The organism is Actinocorallia sp. API 0066, assembly GCF_020991275.1.
In the GTDB taxonomy this organism is placed as follows: domain Bacteria; phylum Actinomycetota; class Actinomycetes; order Streptosporangiales; family Streptosporangiaceae; genus Actinocorallia.
Map to the genome: position 1 here is coordinate 285,292 of NZ_JAJLQY010000002.1, position 16,312 is coordinate 301,603.

General features: G+C 72.5%; 14 protein-coding genes. 9 read left to right on the top strand and 5 right to left on the bottom strand.

Features of this window, described 5'->3' with window-relative positions; translation table 11 throughout:
- Positions 1-67 precede the first annotated feature (67 nt).
- Both LO762_RS05965 and LO762_RS05970 read left to right on the top strand, forming a co-directional pair.
- Entirely contained in the window at positions 68-1,240 is a 1,173-nt protein-coding gene (locus tag LO762_RS05965) for a CdaR family transcriptional regulator (protein WP_230613187.1), read from the top strand.
- Positions 1,241-1,403: 163 nt separating this feature from the next.
- Positions 1,404-2,078, top strand: a complete 675-nt coding sequence (locus LO762_RS05970) for a hypothetical protein (protein WP_230613188.1) — start codon at positions 1,404-1,406, stop codon at positions 2,076-2,078.
- Between the two features lie 9 nt (positions 2,079-2,087).
- On the opposite strand, the gene LO762_RS05975 is transcribed toward LO762_RS05970, so the two are convergent.
- The 3 genes from LO762_RS05975 to LO762_RS05985 all read right to left on the bottom strand — a co-directional run bounded on the left by LO762_RS05975 (position 2,088) and on the right by LO762_RS05985 (position 5,116).
- Complete coding sequence (locus tag LO762_RS05975; RefSeq protein ID WP_230613189.1) at positions 2,088-2,957, bottom strand: flippase-like domain-containing protein; 870 nt, start codon at positions 2,955-2,957, stop codon at positions 2,088-2,090.
- Positions 2,958-3,213: 256 nt separating this feature from the next.
- The gene (locus LO762_RS05980; protein ID WP_230613190.1) at positions 3,214-4,500 is read right to left on the bottom strand and encodes an SLC13 family permease; all 1,287 of its coding nucleotides are present in this window, start codon (positions 4,498-4,500) and stop codon (positions 3,214-3,216) included.
- Positions 4,501-4,648: 148 nt separating this feature from the next.
- Positions 4,649-5,116: a CBS domain-containing protein gene (locus LO762_RS05985; protein WP_230613191.1), complete on the bottom strand. Its 468-nt coding sequence runs from the start codon at positions 5,114-5,116 to the stop codon at positions 4,649-4,651.
- A 183-nt stretch (positions 5,117-5,299) separates the two neighbouring features.
- Here LO762_RS05985 and LO762_RS05990 point away from each other — a divergent pair, with 183 nt between their 5' ends.
- A complete protein-coding gene (locus LO762_RS05990; RefSeq protein ID WP_230613192.1) occupies positions 5,300-6,310 on the top strand; it encodes a sensor histidine kinase in 1,011 nt (336 codons plus the stop codon).
- Positions 6,311-6,312: 2 nt separating this feature from the next.
- A complete protein-coding gene (locus LO762_RS05995) occupies positions 6,313-6,960 on the top strand; it encodes a response regulator transcription factor (protein WP_308103418.1) in 648 nt (215 codons plus the stop codon).
- A gap of 74 nt (positions 6,961-7,034) precedes the next feature.
- On the opposite strand, the gene LO762_RS06000 is transcribed toward LO762_RS05995, so the two are convergent.
- Positions 7,035-7,940, bottom strand: coding sequence for a hypothetical protein (locus tag LO762_RS06000; RefSeq protein ID WP_230613193.1), 906 nt, complete (start codon positions 7,938-7,940; stop codon positions 7,035-7,037).
- Between the two features lie 160 nt (positions 7,941-8,100).
- Positions 8,101-8,556, bottom strand: coding sequence for an ATP-binding protein (locus LO762_RS06005; RefSeq protein ID WP_230613194.1), 456 nt, complete (start codon positions 8,554-8,556; stop codon positions 8,101-8,103).
- A gap of 214 nt (positions 8,557-8,770) precedes the next feature.
- Here LO762_RS06005 and LO762_RS06010 point away from each other — a divergent pair, with 214 nt between their 5' ends.
- The 5 genes from LO762_RS06010 to LO762_RS33380 all read left to right on the top strand — a co-directional run bounded on the left by LO762_RS06010 (position 8,771) and on the right by LO762_RS33380 (position 16,275).
- A complete protein-coding gene (locus tag LO762_RS06010) occupies positions 8,771-9,007 on the top strand; it encodes a DUF397 domain-containing protein (protein ID WP_230613195.1) in 237 nt (78 codons plus the stop codon).
- Positions 9,008-9,192: 185 nt separating this feature from the next.
- On the top strand, positions 9,193-10,089 hold the full coding sequence (locus tag LO762_RS06015) for a helix-turn-helix transcriptional regulator (protein ID WP_230613196.1): 897 nt from the start codon (positions 9,193-9,195) through the stop codon (positions 10,087-10,089).
- Positions 10,090-10,490: 401 nt separating this feature from the next.
- Positions 10,491-12,317, top strand: coding sequence for an AfsA-related hotdog domain-containing protein (locus LO762_RS06020; RefSeq protein WP_230613197.1), 1,827 nt, complete (start codon positions 10,491-10,493; stop codon positions 12,315-12,317).
- Positions 12,314-14,932, top strand: coding sequence for a PEP/pyruvate-binding domain-containing protein (locus tag LO762_RS33375; protein ID WP_230613198.1), 2,619 nt, complete (start codon positions 12,314-12,316; stop codon positions 14,930-14,932). Before LO762_RS06020 ends, LO762_RS33375 begins: the two co-directional genes overlap by 4 nt.
- Before the next feature lie 128 nt (positions 14,933-15,060).
- Positions 15,061-16,275, top strand: a complete 1,215-nt coding sequence (locus LO762_RS33380; protein WP_230613199.1) for an MFS transporter — start codon at positions 15,061-15,063, stop codon at positions 16,273-16,275.
- Positions 16,276-16,312 lie beyond the last annotated feature (37 nt).

A 16,312-nucleotide genomic window follows, 5' to 3' on the forward strand; every position in this document is an offset into this window, starting at 1 on the left:
CATCGTTGGCAGGTCGTGGCCGTTCAGCTCTTGTGTGAAGTGTGAAGGATGTCACACACTGCCGGTTATGGCGGAACTCGTGATGACCCCTCTGATGAACCGATGCGCGAGCACCCTCCTGGACCGTGTCGACGAGATCGGCGCCACGGTCTACCGCGAGATCATGACGTCCAACCAGGTGTACGCCGACATGGACGAGGCGCTCCGCGAGGACGTCCGGGAGTTCAGCGCCCGGACCGTCACCGAACAGCTCACCTGTATGGCCTCCGGCGTCCGGGTGAGCACCGCGACGGCCCGCGACAACGCGTGCCGCAGGGCCAGGCAGGGCGTGCCCATAGACGCCCTCCTGCACGCCTACCGGATCGGCTACCGGGTCGTGTGGGAGGCGCTGGTCGCCGAGGCCAAGACGCTGCCCGACCTCTCCCTCGACGAGTTCAGCCGCGCCTCGACGGTGATGTGGGCGCTCGCCGACCTGACGTCGGAGGTCGTCAACGCCGTCTACCGGGAGACCATGGTCGCCGCCTCCCGCGACGACGAACGCCAGCGCCTCCTGCTCCTCGACGCGCTCTTCGAGGGGCGGGTCGCCGACTGGGCGCTCCTCGGCGGGACAGGCCAGGCGCTCGGCCTGCCCGCGCGCGGCCCCTACCTGAGCGTCGTCGCCTCCCGTGACGACGACCCGACCCGGCTGGAGCGCGCCCTCCTCCGGCACGGCCTCTCCTCGGCCTGGCGCCCCCGCCCGGACCGGCTTGAGGGGATCGTCGCCGTGCCGCGCGCGCACGACCCGGAACTCGCCCTGGAGCAACTGGACACGCTCGTCAGCAGCCAGGCCGGGCTGAGCCCGTCCTACGACGCGCTGCGGGAGACCGCCCAGTCGCTCCGCCTGGCCGCCCTCGCGAAGGCGGCCCTGCCGGTGAAGGCACGCGGCGCCACCACCCTGGACGCCGACCCCATCGCCGCGCTCGTCGCCGCCACCCCCGACCTGGCCGCCCGCCTCGTCACCACCCACCTCCGCCCCCTCCTGGACCACCCCGACAGCGCCCCCCTCCTGGAAACCCTGGAAGCCTGGCTGGAAACCGGCGGCTCCACCGCCGACGTCGCCGCCCGCCTCTACTACCACCGCAACACCGTCCGCAACCGCCTGGACCGCATCGAACACCTCACCGGCCTCTCCCTCACCACCCCCTCCCACACCGCCGCCCTCTACACCGCCCTCAAAGCCCACCACCTCCAGACCCTCTAACCCACCACCGAGAAGCACGGGAAGGAGGAGGCCGCCCCTTCCCGTGCGTTGAAGGGCGATTCCCGTGGCGCGACGCGGCGGCTCGGGAGACGTGGGGAGATGTTCGGGTGGTGGTTACTCCGTGTTCCCGGGTGGCGGGCTTTGGGTGACCTAGGGTGAGGGGATGGGGGAGACGAGGAGTGTGGAGCTGGCGGCGGACGCCGAGCTGGCTTACACGGGGATGTGGATGCGGGGGCTGGCGGGGCAGCGCATGTTCCGGGAGCTGGACCTCGCTGACGTGGACGACGCGGTGCTCGCCGAGATCGCGGGCATGACGTGGCTGCGGGTGCTCAAGGCGCGCGGCGAATTCACCGACGCGGGGGTGCGCGCGTTGGCGGGTCCGCGCGAGCTGTTCGACCTGTGGCTGGACTCCGACCTGATCGAGGGCGACTTCACCCCGCCGGACGCGCCGCTGCGGGTGCTCTCGCTGACCGGCGCCGCGCTGGGCGACAGATCACTCAGGCTGACCGGCAGGTACCCCGACCTGAGGGTGGTCCGCTGGTCGGCGGGCAACGCGACCGGCGAGGGCCTCGGCTGGCTGCCGCTCGGCGTCCAGATGCTCTACCTGCGCCTGCCGCGCCTGGACCCGGCCGCCCTGGACGCGCTCGGCCAGCTCCCGCGCCTGGGCACGCTGACGTTCTCGGGGCTGGCCCCCACCGTCGCGCTGACGCGGCGGCTGGCCGCGCTCGGCAGGGAGCTGTCCCGGGTGGACTTCCTCGGGGTGGAGCGGCCGGAGCCGGAGACCCTGCTCCCGCTCACCGAGGCGGGCGTCAAGGTCAACACGGCGCTGCCCGTCTGACGGCTGACGTCAGCGGGCCAGCGCGAACCGGGAGGCGAGGACGCCGATCGGCACGGGCGCCCAGTAGGTGATCAGCCGGAAGACCAGCACCGCCTGGAGCGCGGGCAGGGTGCCGATCCCGAGGAGCACGAGGGTCCCGGTCAAGGCCGCCTCGGCGGTGCCGACGCCGCCCGGCACCGGTACCGCGGCGCCCGCCGCGCTGCCGACGAGGTAGGCGCCGATGAGCACGCCGAGCTGGTCGAAGGTGGTGCCGGTGCCGGGCACGGCGAGCACCGCGAGCCCGAACGCGACGGCCAGCACCAGCGCCACGCCGACCGACGACAGAAGCAGCCCGAGCAGGCTCGCGGGCCGTGCCGCGATGGCCCGGAGCGCGTCCCAGGACTCCCGCAGGGAGCGGCGCGCCCGCTCGGCCCGGCGCGCCCGGCGCAGCGCCACCACGATGATCACGACGAGCAGCGCGCCGGGGATCAGCACCGCCGCCGCCTTGCGGGCCGCCTCGTGCGCGGAGACGTCGGCGAACCTGTCGATGAGCCGTTGGAGCACCCTGACGTCGCCGGTCGCCGCGACCGTCGCGAGCAGCACCACCACCCTGCCGACGACGAGCCCGCCCGCGCAGGCCGTCGCGGCGGTGAGCGAGGCGGGCGCGGCCAGCCCGTTGACCGTGAGATAGCGGGCGTTCACCGCGATCCCGCCGACCCCGCCGGGGGTGATCCGGGCGACGGCCGCCGAGGTGAACTGGACGAGCGTCGTGCGCCCGAACGGCAGGTGGATACCGGCCGCCGAGCGCAGCGCGCACGCCTCGAGCACGTAGTGCACGACGGCGAGGACGCCGAGCAGCGGGATCAGGCTCCACCGTGTCTCCGCGACCGCTTCGATCATCGCCCCCACCCCCGAAGTATCCCCGGCTTGCGGTGCCCGACGCGCACCGGGGCGTGCGGGAGGGAGAGAGAGGAACGGCCCGGGAGCGTTCCCGCCCCAGGGCCGAATCGAACACGCCCGGAGGGCGGCCGCTCCCGACGAAGTCGGGGTCGTGAAGCGGCTGTCCTCCGGGCCCATCGAACACGGCCCGGAGGGCGGCCGCTCCCGACGAAGTCGGGGTCGCGAAGCGGCCGCTCTCCGGGCCAGATGAAACGCGTCAGGCGAAGACGAAGTACCTCAGCCAGACGTAGGCCCAGGCCATGGCGGTGGTGAGCACCGTGACCAGGAGGCCGTACTTGGTGAACTGCCAGAAGCTGATCTTGTGCCCGGTGCGGGCGGCGATGCCGATCGCGACGACGTTGGCGCTCGCCGCGATGGCCGTGCCGTTGCCGCCGAAGTCGGCGCCGAGCGCGAACGCCCACCACAGCATCTCGCCGTCGCCCGGTGTCGCCGCGACCATCTGTTCGACGATCGGCGCGACGGTCGCCACGTACGGGATGTTGTCGAAGAACGCGCCGAACACCGCGGAGCCCCACAGCAGCACGGTGGCCGCGGCGAAGGTGTTGTCGGCGAACGTGTCGGCGATCCACTCGCCGATGACGGCGATCGTGCCGGTGTGCACGAGGCCGGCGACCATGGCGAACAGGCCGATGAAGAAGACGAGGGTGGGCCATTCGACCTCGGCCAGCACCTCGTTGACGTCGGTCTTGGTGACGAGCAGCATCACCCCGGCGCCGACGAGCGCGACGATCGACGGTTCGACGTGGAACACCGAGTGCAGCGAGAACCCGACGATCACGCCGCTCAGCACGATGAGGCTGCGCACGAGGAGCTTGCGGTCGGTGATCGCCTTCTTCTCGTTGAGCGCCATGACGGCGGCGACGTGCTCGGGGTGGTACTCGAAGGACTTGCGGAACATGAACTTCGTGAGCACCACGAACACCGCGAAGATGATGATGACGATCGGCGCCATGTGCACGAGGAAGTCGTTGAACGTCAGGCCCGCGCGGCTGCCGATGATGATGTTCGGCGGGTCGCCGATGAGGGTGGCGGCGCCGCCGATGTTGGAGGCGAGGATCTCCGCGATGAGGTAGGGCTGCGCCGGGATCTGGAGCCGGTCGCAGACCACGACGGTGACGGGCGCCACGAGCATGATGGTCGTGACGTTGTCGAGGAACGGGGAGGCGACGGCGGTCAGGCCCATGAGCATGACCATCAGCTTGTAGGGCCTGCCCTCGGACTTCTTGGCGGCCCAGATGGCGAGGAACTCGAACAGCCCGGTCTGCTTGATGATCCCGACGATGACCATCATGCCGAACAGGAGGAAGATGACGTTCCAGTCGATGCCCTCGTGCTCGGAGAAGAAGATCTCCGCGCCCGGGATGATCCCGAGCACCACCATGAGGCCCGCCGCGACGAGGACGATCTTGACCTTGTTGATCTTCTCGCTGGCGATCAGCGCGAACGCCGCCGTGAAGATGGAGAGTGCGACGATTCCGCTCACCGCGCGTACCCCGGCGGTCCGGTCCGTTCAACAGTCCTGGCTTCCAGGCATGATGAATCGACAAAGTAGGACATCAGACTCCCCAAACGTGAGAAAAAAGCGGTGCTCACCCGGCACGGGAAGGGCGGCGGGGGCCGCCGCCCTCGTCCTATTCGCCGGTGTCGCCGGGCCCGAGGACAGCGAGGCTGGTGAGCAGCCGGTCCAGAGTGATCGCCCCCATGAGCACGCCGCGGTCGTCCACGACCGCCGCGAGCGGGCTGCGGTTGCGCGCCATCACCGCGGCGACCTCCAGGAGGTTGGTGTCCGGTGGGACGGTGCACGGCTTTGCCGGGGTATCGGGAAGGCAGTCCCCGACGGAGCGTTCGCCGAGTTCCTGCCAGAAGATGTCGGCATGCGCCTCGTCGACGGTTCGCGCGAGCGTCGGCGTCTCCCGGTAGGCTCCCGGGATGGCGAGCCGCAGCACCTGGGTTCCGGGCAGCACCGCCCAGGGCCTGCCGCGATCGTCCACCACGATCAGCCCTGGCAACTGCCGCACCGCCATGAGCTGTACGGCCCGCATGACGGAGTCGTGCACCGTCACCGTGGGCAGGTTCGCGGTGATGTCACGCGCTCGCATTGCACCATCCCGTGTGATCGCTTTGGTCATGCCGACCTCTTCCCCCGTTAAGTGTGGGGCGAAAAGGACAAAGTTGCTATTGGGGCTGGGCCTCATTCGGGGTTGGGGGCTAGCCCCCATACTGGCTCAGGATGGGGGGCGAGCCCGATTGACCGCGCCGGGGAGCTTGAGGACGCTGGTGCGATGACGACGAGAACGGGGGGCCGCCGGGACAAGGGTCCTGGCCAGTCGCTGTTCTGGCGGCTGTTCCTGACCAACGGCCTGGTGTTCATCGCCGGGACGCTGATCCTCGCGGTGTCCCCCGCCACGGTATCGGCACCGGTCCTGTGGAGGGAAGTACCCGTCCTGCTGGTGGGTCTCGCCCTGATCCTCACCCTCAACGGGTTCCTCCTGCGCCGCAGCCTCGCCCCGCTGGACAACCTCGAACACGTGATGGCGCGGGTGGACCTGCTGCGCGGCGGCGACCGGCTGCCCGAGCAGGGCAACGGCGACCTCGCCCACCTGATCGACACGTTCAACCGGATGCTGGACCGGCTGGAGACCGAGCGGACCGGCAGTGCCGGCCGGGCCCTGGCCGCGCAGGAGGCCGAGCGGATGCGGATCGCCCGTGAGCTGCACGACGAGATCGGGCAGAGCCTGACCGTCGTGCTGCTCGGGCTGAAGCACGTGGTGGACCGGGCGCCTGAGGAGCTCGTCCCGGAGTTGCACACGGTCAAGGAGAACGTGCGGTCCAGCCTGGAGGAGGTCAGGCAGATCGCGCACCGGCTGCGGCCCGGCGTCCTGGAGGACCTGGGGCTGCGCTCCGCCCTCAAGTCGCTGATCAGCGACTTCTCGCGGACGAGCGGCCTGCCGGTGAGCCGCCTCGTCGATCCCGACCTGCCCGAGGACCTCGGCCGCGACGTCGAGCTGGTCCTCTACCGGGTCGCCCAGGAGAGCCTCACCAACGTGATGCGGCACGCGGGCGCGTCCCGGGTCGAGATGAGCCTGACCCGGCGCGGCGGCGACCTTGTGCTGTCCATCGCCGACGACGGCAAGGGCGGTGAGCACGTGGAGGGCGCCGGGATCCGTGGTATGCGCGAGCGGGCCGGGCTGATCCGGGCCAGGCTCACCGTGCAGCCACGGCCCGGCGGAGGCACCCGGGTGACCCTGACCGTGCCAGGACAGGCCGTCGAGGCCCTGAGCGAGCGGAAGTGACCGTGGACGTGACCCGGATCCTGCTGGCCGACGACCACGCCCTCGTCCGCCAGGGGCTGCGCATGATCCTGGACTCCGAGCCCGACCTGTCGGTCGTGGCCGAGGCGGCGGACGGCGCGGAGGCGGTCGAGGCGGCCGTCGCGGGCGTCGACCTCGCGGTGTTGGACATCGCGATGCCCAGGATGACCGGCCTCCAGGCGGCGCGGGAGATCTCCCGGCGCGCGCCCGAGGTGCGCATCCTCATGCTGTCGATGTACGACAACGAGCAGTACTTCTTCGAGGCGCTGAAGTCCGGCGCCAGCGGCTACGTGCTGAAGTCGGCGGCCGACCAGGACCTCATCGAGGCGTGCCGGGCGGCGATGCGCGGCGAGCCGTTCCTGTACCCCGGCGCGATGACGGCACTCATCCGCGACTACCTCCAGCGGGAGAAGCAGGGCGAGCGGCTTCCGGACAGCATCCTCACCCCCCGCGAGGAGGAGGTCGTGAAGCTGATCGCCGAGGGCAACTCGACCAAGGAGGTCGCCGAGATCCTCTTCATCAGCGTGAAGACGGTGGACCGGCACCGCTCGAACATCCTGCAGAAGCTCGGCATGCGCGACCGCCTCGAACTGACCCGCTACGCGATCCGCTCCGGCCTGGTAGAGCCCTGACTGTGTTCAATCGGCCCGGGGGCGGCCGCTTTTGCGGCCCCGACTTCGTCGGGAGCGGCCGCCCCCGGGCGGGCTCAGGCGGTGCCGACGAACCAGTCGGTGTCGGCGCCCAGCCAGGTGCCGGGCAGGTCGCGCACGGTCCAGCGGCGGCCGTCGAAGACCGCGACCCGGCCCGCGCCCGCGCACTGGAGCCCGGCGTGCCCCACGGACAGCGCGTTGATCCGGAGCGGCGCGGCGCGGTGCGCCCAGCGGCGTCCGTTCCAGTGCAGCAGCTCGTCGCCCGAGGCGGCCCACGCGCCGCCGCGCCACAGCGCGAGGCTGGTGACGGGCCCGGTGCGGGTGCGCCACTGCCGCCACGCGGAGCCGTCGAGGTGGAGGATGACGCCCTCCTTGTCGTGCGCGCCCGCGACCAGCAGGCCCCCGGAGGTGGCGGCGACGGCGCGCGGCCGGACGGGCCTGCCCGGCACCGGGACGGGCTTCCACACCGCCCCGTCGTGCCTCAGGACGACGCTTCCGGGGAACCCGTGCCCGACCGCCCAGGGCCCGCTCACGCCCGTCAGGACGTAGGGGAAGCCGAGTTCGGGGGCGCCGTCGTCGTGCCACGCGACGACCGAGGCGTCCCGTGGGGCGACCGGGATTTCGGACAGGGCCGAGCGGCGCAGCAGCAGCGGGATCTCGGCGAGGCGCAGCCGGTCGAACGCGCCGCCCACCGCGACGTCGCCGCGCACGGCGGTCAGCACGGCGCCGTGCAGTGCCGGGTCGCGTTCCGGCAGTGCCTCGGGCGCCCAGGTCGTCCCGTTCCACGCGAGGACGAGCGGGCCGCCACTGGTCGCGCCGACCGCGAAGGGCTCGCTGACGGCGTGCAGGATGAAGTCGCCACCGGGGTCGGGCACCGGCGTGCGCCGGAAGCCGCTCTCCCCACGTCGTGCGGTCGCGCCGCGCACGGTGCGCGCCGCCGTGACCGGTCCCCCGACGTTCATGGCGCGAGACTATAGGCGGACGTGTCGGTCATGTGGCCTCACCGCCCCGGTAACTCTGGCCCGCTTTCCTGTTTACCCGCTGGAAGCCGGGCTGACTCCGGAAAGGGCGGTTCGTGTCTCACGACACGGTGTCGGGCGCCGTCGCGCGGGGCGCGGGAGGCTACGCCTGGAGCGCGAACGAGGACCAGACGGCCTTGCCGCCGGTCGAGAGCGGCGCCCAGCCCCACGCCTCGGACATGCCGGCGACGACCTGCAGGCCCCGGCCGCTCTCGGCGAAGTCGTCGGGCTCCACGAGCACGGGCGGCTCGGGGTTGGGGTCGGTGACGATGGCCAGCACCCGGCGCTCCTGGGCCATGAGGATCAGCTGGATCGGCGCACGTGCCACGCGGTGCCGTCCGGGCAGGCCGTAGCGCACGGCGTTGGTGACGAGTTCGGACACGACCACGGCGGCGTCGCAGAAGACGGAGGAGAGGTTCCAGCCCTTGAGGGTCTCGCGGGTGAACTCGCGGGCCGCGCCGGGGGAGCCGGGATCACTGTTGAGCGGGCGTCTGACGAGCCGGTCGGTTCCGGAGGCCGGGGGAGTGGGCCAGTGGGCGGCTTCGAGAGTCGGCAGCATCGCAGGCCACCGGCCTTCTTCGGCGCAGAAGAGCCGACGGCTGTGGATCATGCGAGGAGCCCGCTGAAGGGTCATGGAATGTCCTGTCGCGACCGGATGATGCGCTGCGTGGGTGTCCGCTATCTTTCCCTTCGACGCGTGCAGGTGCAAGGGCTTCTGCACGTGCATCTGCCCTTGCGGCACAGAAAGATCATTGTTGGAACGGAGCAATGTCATGGGGGAACACGCACCGAAGCCGGCTCCGCACGGTTCGGCGTCAGGGGGCTGGCTGAAGAGCCGGCGCAGCAACCCCAGCGGGAACTGCGTCGAGCTGAGCGAGCTGCCGAGCGGAGAGATCGCGATGCGCAACTCCCGGCATCCGGAGGGGCCCGTGCTCGTCTACACCCGCGCCGAGATCGAGGCGTTCATCGGGGGCGCGAAGGACGGTGACTTCGACCATCTCGTCGCCTGAGCGCGCCCCGCCGCGACCACGGCGCGCGCTGCGGCCCGACCGCTACGGGGCTGTTCGGGGACCGAAAAACGAAGCGGTGGTACGCGCCGACCCTCCGTGGGATACTCGCGTGTTCCGGCGTACGGGCATCGGGAGCCCTGCGCACCCGCCTCGGACACCCGCACCCGATCTTTGGGGAGCCCCGAATGGTCCCACCCGCACCACCGACCGCGTTGCGCATCTCGGCCAAGGCGGGCGGTGGTCCGACCGTTCTGCGCATCCTCCTCGGCGCGCAGCTACGCCGGCTCCGTGAGGCGAAGGGCATCTCCCGGGAGGACGCCGGCTACGCCATCCGCGCGTCCGACTCCAAGATCAGCAGGTTGGAGCTGGGCCGCGTCTCGTTCCGCGAGCGCGACGTCGAGGACCTCCTCACCCTGTACGGGGTCCAGGACACCGCCGAGCGCGCCAAGGCGCTCGGCCTCGCCCGGCGCGCCAGCCGCAACGGCTGGTGGCACCAGTACAACGACGTGCTGCCCAAGTGGTTCGAGAACTACATCGGCCTGGAGGAGGCGGCGAGCCGCATCCGCTCCTACGAGGTGCAGTTCGTGCCCGGCCTCCTGCAGACCGAGGAGTACGCCCGCGCCGTCACCCTGCTCGGCCACTTCGACGCCCCGCGCCAGGAGATCGAGCGGCGCGTCGAGATGCGGATGAAGCGCCAGGAACTCCTCGACGGCGACGGCGCGCCGCACGTGTGGACCGTTGTGGACGAGGCGGTGATGCGCCGTCCGCTCGGCGGCCGCGAGGTGATGCGCGCCCAGCTCACCCGGCTCATCGAGCTCGCCGAACGGCCCAACGTGACGGTGCAGGTCGTGCCGTTCGCGCGCGGCGGCCACGCGGCGGCGGGCGGCCCGTTCAGCATCCTGCGCTTCGCCGAGCCGGACCTGCCCGACGTCGTCTACCTGGAGCAGCTCACCAGCGCGCTGTACCTGGACAAGCGCGACGACGTCGAGCGCTATCTCGCGGTGATGGACCAGCTGTGCGTGGAGGCCGAGCCGGTGTCGGCGACGCCGGCGGTACTGACCGCGATCCTCGCCGAGTTGTGAACTCGCCAGTTGCGCCCGACCTGTGTCTGTGACCTGGGGTCGGGCGTTTGCCGTTGCGTTGGGAACGTTCCCGGAAACGGCCTCCCACGGGGAAATCGGGAATGGTCGCGTCACACAATTCACCCGGGTGCTTACCGCGGTTCGAAATGAGATGTTGACTCCTGTAACCCGGCTGAGAGGGCCGACCGGGCAAGGGTTCCCGCACGCGCAGTGACCTGCGACACACCGTCCCGAGGAATCGTGTTAAAGGTGTGTGAACGCCGGGAGTCGGCGGCGCGCGGATTTGACAACAAAGATCAGATCATCTTCTATGGCCTTTCCTTGCAGGGATAATTCAGGACGGTTCGTGATCGGCCCGGCGCACTGCGCGACCCGGACCGGGGCACCGCGAGGAGGCGGGAATGACGGGGATGACCGCACTGGCCGGGGCTGGCGAAGTGCCCGCCGAGACGCCCGAGATGACCATCGGGGGCGAGCACGCCGAGCCCGTCCCCGCCGCGCTGTCGGCACTGCCCGGCAAACGGGCGCTGTTCGCGGTGGACAGCTACTTCCGGGACGGCTGGGACGACCTGCTCGACGTCGCGCCCGACCCGTGGACCCTGCTGGACACGCACGCGACGATGCTGCTGACCCCCGACGCCGTCGCGGGACGCCGCCTGGAGGCCGCGCTCGACTGGCTGCTGGCCCAGGACGCCGTCGTCGTCGCGGCCGAACCGCTGCGGCTCGACCGGCACGGCACCCGCGCGCTGTGGTGGTACCAGTGGAACGTCGCGACGCGGGAGCGCCGCGCGCTCGCCGACACCCTCGCCACAGCGGGGGAGAGCCTGCTCCTCGTCGCCCGGCTGCCGCACGCGCCGATCCCGGCGACGCTGCGGATCAGCCAGCGCAAGGGCCACGCCGACCCCGAGCGGCGCGAGCCGTGGCAGCTACGGCACCGCCTGGACGGCGCGGACGCCCTCGTGACGTTCGTGCACACCGCCGACGAGCCGGCCGACCTCGTCCGCGAGTTCGGCATCCTCCTGGACGGCCCGGAGCGCCGCCGTGTCTACGCCGACCTCGTCGCCGGACGCGACAGCGAGGCCCGCGCCCGCGCGCTCATCGCCGAGCTGTACGCCCGCACCCCCTCCCACGACTTCTCCTACGAGGCGGCCAGTGAGCGCAGGGAACACGACGAGCCCGCCGCCCCCTGGGACGACGTGGTGCTCGGCATGGCCCAGGCGCCCGGATGGGTCCCGGACAAGACACCGCTCGTGACGGCCGTGACGACCGCCCAGTGGGAGCACCTCAACGCGAGGGCGGCCCGCCCGCTGCGCTTCGACCGGACCCTGCCCTACCCGCTCGTGCACAAGACGGGCCCGGCGGGCGTGCTGCTCACCGACCAGGTGGCCGTCCCGAACGGCACGGTGCTGCTGGCGGGCGAGCTGCCCGTCGCGCACCGGTTCCTCAACGACCTGCCGCGCGGCGGCCTCGACCTCGCGCCGATCCTGGAGCTGTGCCGGCAGAGCTGCTACGTCCTCGCGCACGCGCACCGGGGCGCGCCCGACGACGCGCGGTTCCGGCTCGGCGCGCTGCGCGCCCAGCTCGTGCCCGGCGCGCACGCGCACCGCAGGGTCATGATCGAGGCGACGACGGTCGCGGCCCGCGCTGACGGCATGGACCTCGCGTTCCGGCTGCTCGGCCTGGACGAGGGCCAGGACGGCGCCGACCTCGCGACGGCGCGGGCGTCCCTCACCTGGATGACCGAGGCCGCCTGGCGGGCCGGGCGCGCCGCCGGACGAGCCAGGCACGGCCTCGGCGCGGAGATCGGCGCGCCCGACATGACCGGCACGTTCCCGGCGGCCCGCACCGTCGGCCGCACCCACGAGGGCAACGTGCTGCTGGCCGACCCGGTGTGGAAGCCCGGCCTGATGACGGCCCGCGTCGTCGTCGATCCGGGCAACGCCGCCCTGTTCGACCAGCCCGAGGACCACGTGCCCGCGCTCGCCCTCATGGAGGCGGCCCGGCAGGCGGCGCTGTGGGCGATGTCCCGGCACTTCGCCGTCCCGGCCGGGCTGCTCGCCGTCACCGGCCTGGACTCCCGGCACCAGGCGGTCGGCGAGCTGGACGCGGCGATGACGTGCGCCGCGCGGATCGCCTCCGACCGGGGCGGCAAGGGCACCGTCGCGGTCTCCCTGGCGCAGGACGGTGTTGAGGTGTGCGCGGCGACAGCGGAGGTGGTCCGGGCGTGACGGACGGTGTCGGCGGCAAGGCGGCGGGACTGCGGCGGCTCGCCGACGCGGGATTCCCGGTCCCCGCGTGGTCGGTGCTCGGCCTGGACGTGCTGCGCGGCTTCCGCGAGCGGTCCGGCCTGGACGCCGAGATCGCGGGCCTGCTCGCCGGGCTGACCCCCGACACCGCGTTCGACGTCGCCGAGCGGATCGCCAAGGCGTTCTCGGTGACCCCGCTCGACGGGCCCGCCCTGTCGGCGATCTGGCGCGCCTACGACGCGGTCGGCCAGGGCGTCGTCGCGGTCCGCTCCTCCGGCGCCGACGAGGACCTGCCGAACCTGTCGTTCGCCGGGCAGTACTCCTCGTTCCTCGGGCTCTCCGGGTTCGACGCGGTCGCGGAGCACGTCCGCGAATGCTGGGCGTCGGCCTACTCGGCGCGCTCGCTCGTCTACCGGTGGCTGCACGACCTGCCGACCGACCGGATCGACCTCGCCGTCATCGTCCAGCGGATCGTGCCCGCCGAGGTCAGCGGTGTCATGTTCACCGCGCACCCCCTCACCGGCGCCCGCGACCAGGCGCTCATCAGCTGTGTGTACGGGCTCGGCGAGACCCTCGCGTCCGGCGCGGTGGACCCCGACACGCTCAGCCTCGACCGGGTGACGGGCGTCGTCGGCGACGCCGTCATCGGGGAGAAGGCGCGGCGGCTCGACGCCGGGCCCGGCGGCCCCGCGCTCACCGAGGTGTCCGCGCACCACCGCGAGCGGTTCGCGCTCAGCAACGAGCAGGTCGGCGAACTCGGCGAGCTGGCGTCCCGGCTGGAGACCGCGTTCGGCTGCCCCCAGGACGTCGAATGGGCGCTGCGCGACGGCAGGTTCCACGTCCTGCAGAGCCGGCCCATCACCGCGCTCAAGGAGGCCGAGGGCGAGGTCCGGGTCTGGGACAGCGCGCACATCGACGAGGCGTTCGGCGAGGTGACCGCGCCCCTGACGTTCAGCCTCGCGCGCCTCGCCTACCAGCGCGTCTACCGGGACTACGTGCGCGCGCTGGGCGTGCCCGAAGGCGACGTCGCCCGGATGGAGCAGTGGTTCGGGGAGATGCTCGGCTACTTCGACGGCCGGGTCTACCACAACGTCCTGAACTGGTACAAGATCATCAGGTTGCTCCCCGGCTACAAGCTGCACCGCAAGGCGATGGAACGGGCGCTCGGCGTCCGGGAGACCGACCCGGAGCTGGCCGAGGCGCAGGTGCCGATCGCGTCGGGCGCCCGGCTGCGGGTGGTGCGGCTGCGCGCCGCGCTGCGGTTCGCCAGGATGGCGTTCGGGGTGCGCCGCTCGGTGTCGTCCTTCGCCGAGGACTTCGAACGCGCCTGCGCGGAGTTCGAGGAAGCCGACTACGACGCGATGCCGGGCCACGAGGTGAACCGCGCCCTGCACCGGCTGGAGGAGCGCCTCCTGTCCCGGTGGGGGCCGACCGCCGTCCTCGATCACGTGCTGCTGCTCTCGTTCGGCGTCCTGCACGCGCTGAACGACCGCTGGCTCCCCGACGCGCCGCCGTGGCTCGCCTGGGAGGCGGGCAGCGGCGAGCCGTCCCCGCCGGTGCGCCGGATGGGCGAGATCGCCGCCGCGGTCGCCCGGCGCGAGCGGCTCAGCGTGGAGATCGCCGCGCGGGACGCCGCCGCGCTGCCCGGCTGGCTCGCCGAAACCGACTCCGCGCCCGACTCGCTCGGCGACGACAAGGCGTGGCTGCGCGCGGAGATCGACGCCTACGTCAAGGAGTACGGGATCCTCTCGCCCGGCGGCCTCAAGCTGGAGGACGCCGACCTGCGCGACGACCCCGTGCGCGTCATGGCGATGCTCCAGGAGGCGCTCCACGGCGTCGTCAAGGACACCGGGCGGTTCCGCGCGCTCGCGCTCTCCCGGCAGGACGCCGACGCCTACGTCAACGCGCGGCTGAGCGGCCCCAAGAGGTTCCTGTACACGTTCGTGCGGACCAAGGTCAGGGAGGCGCTGCGGGAGCGCGAGCGGGTCCGCTACGCCCGCGCACGGGCCTTCGGGCTCGCCCGCCGGATGTTCCGCGCGGTCGGCCGCGACCTGGAGGCCGTCGGCGCGCTCGCCGACCGCCGCGACGTCTTCCACCTCAAGGTCGAGGAGATCCGCGCCGTCTACGCGGGCGGCCTCGGCCACCGCGAGCTGCGGCCGCTCGCCGAACTGCGCCGCGCCCAGCAGGCGCGGCAGCGGCTCCTGCCCGCGCCGCCGCCCCGGTTCACCACCCGCGGCAGCGTCGCCTGGAGCCTGCGCAGCCCCGACCCCGGCGACGCCGACGGCGACCTGGTGCGCGGCATCCCCGCCGGTCCTGGCCTGGCCAGCGGGCCCGCCCGCGTCCTGGACGGCCCGCGCGACGCCGAACGCGGCGTCATCGTCGCCTACCGGACGGGACCGGACTGGACGGGCGCGCTCGTCACCGCGTCAGCCCTCGTCGTGGAGCGCGGCGGCCCGCTCAGCCACGCCGCCACCGTCGCCCGGGAGCTGGGCATCCCGGCCGTCGTCCGGGCCTCCGGAATCACCGCCCGCGTCACCGACGGCGCCCGCCTCACGGTCGACGGCGACACCGGAACCGTCAGGGTTCACCAGCGCTAAGGCACCCGCAGCTACGCGGATTCGGCGGGGTTTCGTACAATCGGTGGTGACCGCATGGCGGCTGTCCCGTTCCGGGGCGGTATCTACCCCGGTCTGACGCTTTCAGCCGACGACGGAGAACCCGGAACGTGAAGCTTTACTTCGCCGTGCTCAGCACGCCCGGCGCCTGGCGGTTCCTGCTGCCCGCCCTGTGCGCCCGCCTACCCTTCGCCATGCTCCAGATCGGGACGCTGCTCCTGGTGGAGTGGGCCACCGGCTCCTACGGGTGGGGTGGGCTCGCCGCCGCCTCCGCCGCCCTCGCCCAGGCCGTCGTGGGGCCGCAGACCGGACGGCTGGCCGACCGGCGTGGGCAGCGCGCCGTCCTCGTCCCGCAGACCCTCGTGCACGCGGTCGCGCTCGGCGCGCTGCTCGTCGCCGCGCAGACCGGCGGCGACCCCGCCCACCTCGTCGCGCTCGCCGCCGTCGCGGGCGCGAGCATGCCGCAGGTCGGCGCGATGGTCAGGGCCCGGTGGGCGCGGCTGCTGCCGCCCGAGCGGGTCGGCACCGCCTTCGCCGTCGAGGCCGTCACCGACGACCTCATGTTCACGCTCGCGCCGATCCTGCTCATCGCCGTCGCCACCGCGGCGAGCCCGGTGTGGGCGCTGCTCATCGCGCTCGTCCTCGTGGTGGCCGGGACGCTGGCGTTCGCGGCGGTCCGGCGGGGCGCGCCGCCGCCTTCGCCCGGCGCCGGGCGGGGGAGCACGGGGGTGCTCGCGCTGCGCGGGGTCGGTGTCGTCGCGGTCGCGCTGCTGGGCGTCGGGACGGTGTTCGGCGCGCTCCAGGTCGGGGTCACCGCGCTGACCGCCGAACTCGGCGTCCCCGGTTCCGCGGGCACCATCTACGGGACGTTCTCGGCGGGCAGCCTCCTGGGCGGTGTCGCCTACGGGGCGCTCCGGCTCGCCGGTAGGCCGTCCATCCGTCTTGTGGTCCTGCTGTGGGCGCTCGCCATCGCGTGTGTCCTTCCGGCGCTCGCCTCCTCGCCCGGACCCCTGTACGTCGCGTCCGGGCTCGCGGGGCTCATCGTCGCGCCCGCGCTCATCACCGGGTTCACCGTCCTGGACGGGCTCGTCCCGCCGTCGGTGAAGACCGAGGCGTTCACGTGGCTCAACGGGGCGATCGGGCTCGGCATCGCCACCGGGTCCGCGCTCGGCGGGCAGCTCGCCGAACGGTTCTCGCCCGCCGCCGCGTTCCTGGTGCCGCCCGTCACGGTGGCGCTGGCCGCGCTGCTCGTGCTGTGGCGCCGCCTCGCCCTGGAAACCGTTGGTCTAGACCACTCCGCGAAGTTCTCGATGAACAGACGGTGATGTCTAGCTGGTGTTTTGCACCTACCAACGAGTAACT